The sequence below is a fragment of the Streptomyces sp. NPDC001970 genome (genome assembly GCF_053594115.1).
Map to the genome: position 1 here is coordinate 1 of NZ_JBSFDW010000093.1, position 5791 is coordinate 5791.

Sequence of the window (5791 nt, forward strand, 5' to 3'; positions counted from 1 at the left end):
AGGCCGTGACCCGCAGGGTCACGTACGCGCCCTGCCGGTGGTCGCCCGGCCGCTCGATGGTGGCGGTGAACCTGTTGTGGCCGCGGTCCTTGACGCGGACCTGCCCCTGCCAGGTCTTGCCGTCGTCGAAGGACGCCTCGACCTTGAGCTTGGTCCCGGCGGGGGCGGCGAGCCCGTCCTGGTGCCTGACGGTCAGGTCGAGATCGTGCCGCTTCCCGCCGCGTACCGTGTTCCACAGGTCGGCCGGGACCCCGTAGTCGACCTGGAGGAGAGGCAGCAGCGTCTTCTCGGCCGCGGTGTCCGAACGGAAGGTCCAGGACGTGGCGGTCTTCGTACCGGTCTGCCAGTACTCGGTCTTACGCTCGGTCGTCAGGTCCAGACGGTAGTCGGCCTCTCCGGCAGGGACATGGAAGTTCCCCCAGGCGGCTGCGGCCTCGCCGACCTTCTTGCCGTCGCGGTGGAGGACGGCCGCCACGGTGTCACCGGGGTAGGTCGGAAGGTCCATCGTCCCGGGCGTTCCGGCCCTCCCGATGCCTCCCGGTGCGGAGGGAACCTGCTTGCGGGCCCAGTGACCGGCCACCGCGTCGGTGTACTCCGGGATCGCCAGGCTGAGGACATCACCGTTGCGGACGGAAGGACTGCTCCAGCCGCGCGGGATGGACGGCCGCACCACGGCCTTGTACCACTCCTCCTGGACCTTCTCGCCCGTCTCGAACGTGCGGGGGGCGTCCCGCAGGCCCGACCGCAACGGCTGGTTCGGGAAGAGAGAGGTGATGAAGTCGACGTGGTGCATCCACTGCGTGTCGCCGGAGGTGATGTACTCGGTGCGTGTCATGCCCGTCGGCACCCAGCGAGAGGTCTCCCAGCTGAACTCCGAGTGGGGACGCCAGCTGAAGCGCTGCTCCCCGGCCCAGTCCAGTGCTCCGTTGTCCGTGTAGGACGCCTTCACCTGCGCGGTGTTGCGGTCCGAGACGGTGTACGTCGGGTTCTGCGGGATCTGATGCGGCCAAATCGCCCTGATGTCGTACAGGTATGGGCTCTTGACCGTCCCGGAGATGTCGATGACGGCCTCGTGCTTCTTCATGTACTGCAGCAGCTGCGCGCCGTCGGCCGCGGTCACCTGGAAAAGGGGGATGGCGGATCGCGTGTCCACCGGCGTCCAGAGAGTCCAGGCCTTCATCCCCTCGGGCAGGACGATCAGGACCCCCTTGGCGCCCGCCTTCGCAGCCATCTCCGCGAGGTCATGCCAGTCCTGTGCGGTGTCGTCGCGGATCACGGCGAGTTTGCCCCGCACGGTGCCGGGCCGCAGGTCCGGGTTCTCCCTGGTCCCTGCATCCACGGCGGTGAGCCGCTCCCCTTCGGGGTTGAACGGGACGGACCGCCGGACGTAGTACGGCTTCAGGTCGATGTCCGTGCCGCGGACCTCGGTCCGGAGCTGGGGAGCCGTCATCTCCCATCGGGAGTTGAACTCGAACTCGCCCTCGGTGACCTTGCGCGTGGGGGTCACATACAGGTCCACCGCCTCGGCGCCCCCACCGTAGTCGATGCCCAGATCCATCGCCGTCCCGTCGATCTTCCGGTACAGCCAGTACTTCAGGTCATTACGCCGCACGGCGGGCTTGGGCGTCTGCACACGCATCAGCTTGGCCTGACGTGCGTCCAGGGTCACGGTCGTGTCCTTGGTGACCTTCACCTCGGGCTCCACCGCCTGGATGATCCGCGCGCCGGTGGCGGTCTGTTCGCCTATCGCCCCGGTGACCTGGTAAGTGCCCTCCTCGACCTCGAAGACCACAGGGTCCCAGCCGATGAACCGGACGTCCGTGTCCCCTCCGAAGACCTGCCAAAGGTCCCAATACATGGGGTCGCCGGTCCGGCTGTAGGACTCGATGGTGAGCTTGTGCATCGGGGAGCGCACCCACAGGCTGACGGTGGTGTGGACCGACACGCCGTCGGAGGACGTGGCGGTGACGTAGCCGTAGTAGGAGCCGCGGCCCGCCTTCGCGGGGTCGATGCCGACCGGCACCTCCGCGGTCGCCCCTGGGGCGAGTCGGACCGTGTCAGCGCCCAGTGTCAGCGCCTGCGCGGGGAGTTCCCTGCCGCCCTTGGTCGCCAGTGCGGCCCGCAGGTTCAGGGAGACCTCGTCGTCGGAGTGGTTCGTGTAGCGGACCACGCCGGCCCGATCCACCGGGGATCCGTCCCTGTCGAACGGGCCCAGGATGATCGTGGCGGTGGCGGTGACCGCCGCCTTGACGTCGACGCGGCCGCCGCCCTGCTCGGTCGGCGCCTGGCCGGATACGGTACGGGACGTGCTGATCAGCGCGTCCTTGAGCTGCTCGGCTCCCCACTCGGGGTGCTGCCCGGCGAGCAGCGCTGCCGCACCGGCCACGTGAGGCGTGGCCATGGAGGTACCGCTCAACTCGACGTACTGGTCGCCGACCGGGGCGCCCAGTTGCGTACCGGCGGCGCGCGCGGCGACGATCCCGACGCCCGGAGCCGTGATGTCCGGCTTGACCGCCTTGTCGCCCAAGCGCGGACCGCGGCTGGAGAAGGGTGCCAACGAGTCGTCGCGGTCGACGGCGCCGACGGTGAGGGCGGCGTCGGCCGCACCGGGCGACCCGACCGTCATCTCGCCCCTCTGACCGGAGTTGCCGGCGGCAGCGACGAAGAGCGCCCCGCTGCTGCGGGAGATCTCGTTGAGTGCCAGGCTCATGGGGTCGGTGCCGTCGGTCTCCATGTCCGCGCCCAGGCTCATGTTGACGACCTTGGCGCCCTGGGCCGCGGCCCACTCCATGCCCGCGATGATCTGGGAGAAGTAGCCGGAGCCGTCGTCGCCGAGCACCTTGCCGATCACCAGGTCGGCACCGGGCGCTACTCCCTTGCGCAGGCCGTCCGAGGCGGCGCCGCTGCCGGCGACGGTGGCGGCGACGTGGGTGCCGTGGCCGACGCGGTCCTCGGTCGAGCCGCTGTCGGAGAAGTCCTTCGCCTCGGACACGCGACCTGCGAGGTCGGGATGGCTCTGGTCGGCGCCGGTGTCGAGGACCGCGACCTTGACGCCCTCGCCGTGGTAACCGGCAGCCCATGCGGCCGGAGCGTTGATCTGCGCGGTGCTGCGGTCCAGCGTGGGACGCACCTTGTGGTCCAGCCAGATCTTCGGAGTCCCGGCCGCCGCGCTCGAGATGGACGCGCCCGCCGCAGGTGCGAGCTGCTTCCAGAAGGCGGCCAGGTCGTCGTCGGCGACGCGCAGTGCCTGGGCGTCGATGCTCGGCAGTTGCCGCGGCTCGGCGGCACCGTCGTGGAACTCGGCGAGCGCGTCCGCCCGCTTGACCGCCGCACGCGCCGAGCCCTTGGGGGCGGACATGATCAGGGGCAGGACGTCGGTGTGCGCCTCGTCGTACCCCTGGGCGATGAGGCCCGTGACGTCGAAGAGCCCCTTGCCCAGCTGCTTTGTGAGGACCAGCATCGCCGCGTCGGAAGGCAGGACGGTGAGGGTGCCGTCCTTCTCGGTGGTCTGGAAGAAGACGTTCTCGCGGCCCGGTGCGCGCTGCACCGATGCCGTCTTCTTGCCGTTCGGCGCGTCGCTGACGGTGACCAGGTCGCCGGTGATCAATCGTACGGTGCTCGTGCGGTCGTGCGGTGCCGGCGTGCGTGCCTCGGTCCCCTGCGGGGACTGGGCGGCGACGGGCGTGATCGCACCCGTCGCCACCACTGCCGACATCGATATCACCGCCCAGAGGCGGATCCGTCTCATTGGTGTTTACAGCCTTTCTGTTATCCCAACATCTGGACACAACATCTGTGAGCGGGCGTCACGACCACATGGATCCGGCGCATCTCATCTGGAACACAGGAGACGAACGATGTCCGTCCTCGACATGACAGCGAACGAATCGGCTCTTCCGCACGCCACGTGTCCGCCCGTCGGAGTGTGTTGGGCCGGTGATCGGAAGAGTGTTAGCGATGTCGCAGGCGAAGGATGGGTCGAGGCTCGAGATCGCCGCCGTCAGGCGGTCTCACGTCATGAGCAAATCCCCTCCGCAACTGTGGTTCACCACTCATCCGGAATCATCCGCTAAGCAACCGGACCTGCCACCTTCCCTAGGTGGCACAAACACGCCATGTCCGCACTGTGACACGCGTTGCCTCCGCCGCCTTCAGGCTGTTCAGCGCGATGATGTACGCAATGAAGGGTGTTTGACCCTGGCGGCGATTCGAGTTGATCACGCAGAGAGGCCCAGTTCAAGGCAAGTAGTACCAACGTTGTGACACTGTTAGGGATGTTGGTGATGTTGGTGGGGTGCTGACACCGGGGCCGGCGGGTGCTTGTCCGGTGGGAGCGGGGCGGTGTCAGCGGTGGGGGTGGTCGCGGTGTCGTTGCGGCCGGAGAATCGTCAGAGGATCCCGGTCAGGACGGTGCGGACAGCGCGGGCGGCGTGTCCGAAGGGCACACCGGCGATGCTGATCAGGGTCCGGTTGGATGTGCTGTTCGAGGATGAGGAGTTCGCCGGTCTGTATCCCACGGACGGCAGGCGGTGCCTGTCGCCGGGGCAGCTGGCCCTGGTGTTACCAGCGGTGACCGGGTGGGCCGAGCAGACCGGCCGAGACGGCCAGAAGATCCCTTGCCGCGCTCTGGGCCACGTCCGCCCCGCCTCACCTGCCTCTGCTGCCGCAGGTGGAGATCCTCCGCCAAGCGTGGGTCCATCACTACTACGGGGACGCCCGCGGGTGCCTGGGCCGGCGGGACGGGCATGCCCTGCCCCCAGCTCACCTGCGCTTCGATTCCCCCTATGACACCGAAACGCGCTACTGCGTCAAACGGGACACCGCCTGGAGCGGCCACCGCGACCATCTGACCGAGTCCTGCGACGAACAGCGCCCTGAGCTCGTGATCCACGTGGCCACGACGCACTCCACGGAGCAAGCCGTCGAGAAGACCGCGACCATCCATGACGACCTCGCCGAGCGGGAGTTACTGCCCCACGAGCCGTCGTCGATGCCGGCTACATCACCCCTGCACCCATCGAACGGGCCACTCGCGTGCACGGCATCACGCTGCTCGGCCCGGTGGTCCCCGACCACAGCCGCCAGGCCAGAGCCGGCTCGGGCTTCGCCAAATCGGCCTTCCCCGTCGACTGGGACCGCCAGCAGGCCACCCGCCCCCAGGGCGCAGTCAACCGGGAGTGGAGACCACTTGCGGATCAGCGGACACGACTACATCCAGGTCAAGTTCGCCAAGGCCGACTGCCTGGCCTGCCCGGTCCGCCCACAGTGCACCACCTCCACCACCCGGCCCAGGGCCCTCGCCCTGCTGCCCACCCGCGAACTCCACGAGATCCAGATGCGCAACCGGCTCGACCAGGCCACCGAAGAGTGGCAGCGACGCTACGCGATCCGCGCCGGCATCGAGGCCACCCTCTCGCAGAACGTCCGCACCCACGGCCTGCGCCGCTCCCGCTACCGCGGCCTGGCGAAAACCCACGTCCAGCACGTACTCACCGCACTGGCCTGCAACATCACCCGTGTCGCGGACTGGCTCGATACCGAACCCAGAACGCGACGCCGGGCCACCCGCTTCCGCACCCTGTGCACAGCCGCCGCATGACCTGCCAACATCACCAACAGAGTCACGGCATTGTCTTTGACGTCCGGCGTCGAATGGCCCACTTCACCGTCTCCCCGCGGACCGCACCCTCGCCTATCCGCGGTGGGTTTCCAGCAGCCTTAGCCAGACTTCGCTGATGGTCGGGAAGGCGGGGACGGCGTGCCAGAGTCGTTCGACCGGCATCTCGCTGGT

At 68.5% G+C, this 5791-nt stretch carries 2 protein-coding genes; one reads left to right on the forward strand and one right to left on the reverse strand.

The features are described from left to right. The coding region (locus tag ACWCP0_RS41840; RefSeq protein WP_451083940.1) for a S8 family serine peptidase at nt 1–3715 on the reverse strand (3715 nt) is incomplete at its 3' end. Nucleotides 3716–5188: 1473 nt separating this feature from the next. Between ACWCP0_RS41840 and ACWCP0_RS41845 the strand changes: the two genes are divergently transcribed. Continuing rightward, nucleotides 5189–5599 (forward strand): transposase, encoded by a 411-nt coding sequence (locus ACWCP0_RS41845; RefSeq protein WP_451083941.1) that lies wholly within the window; start codon nt 5189–5191, stop codon nt 5597–5599. Nucleotides 5600–5791 lie beyond the last annotated feature (192 nt).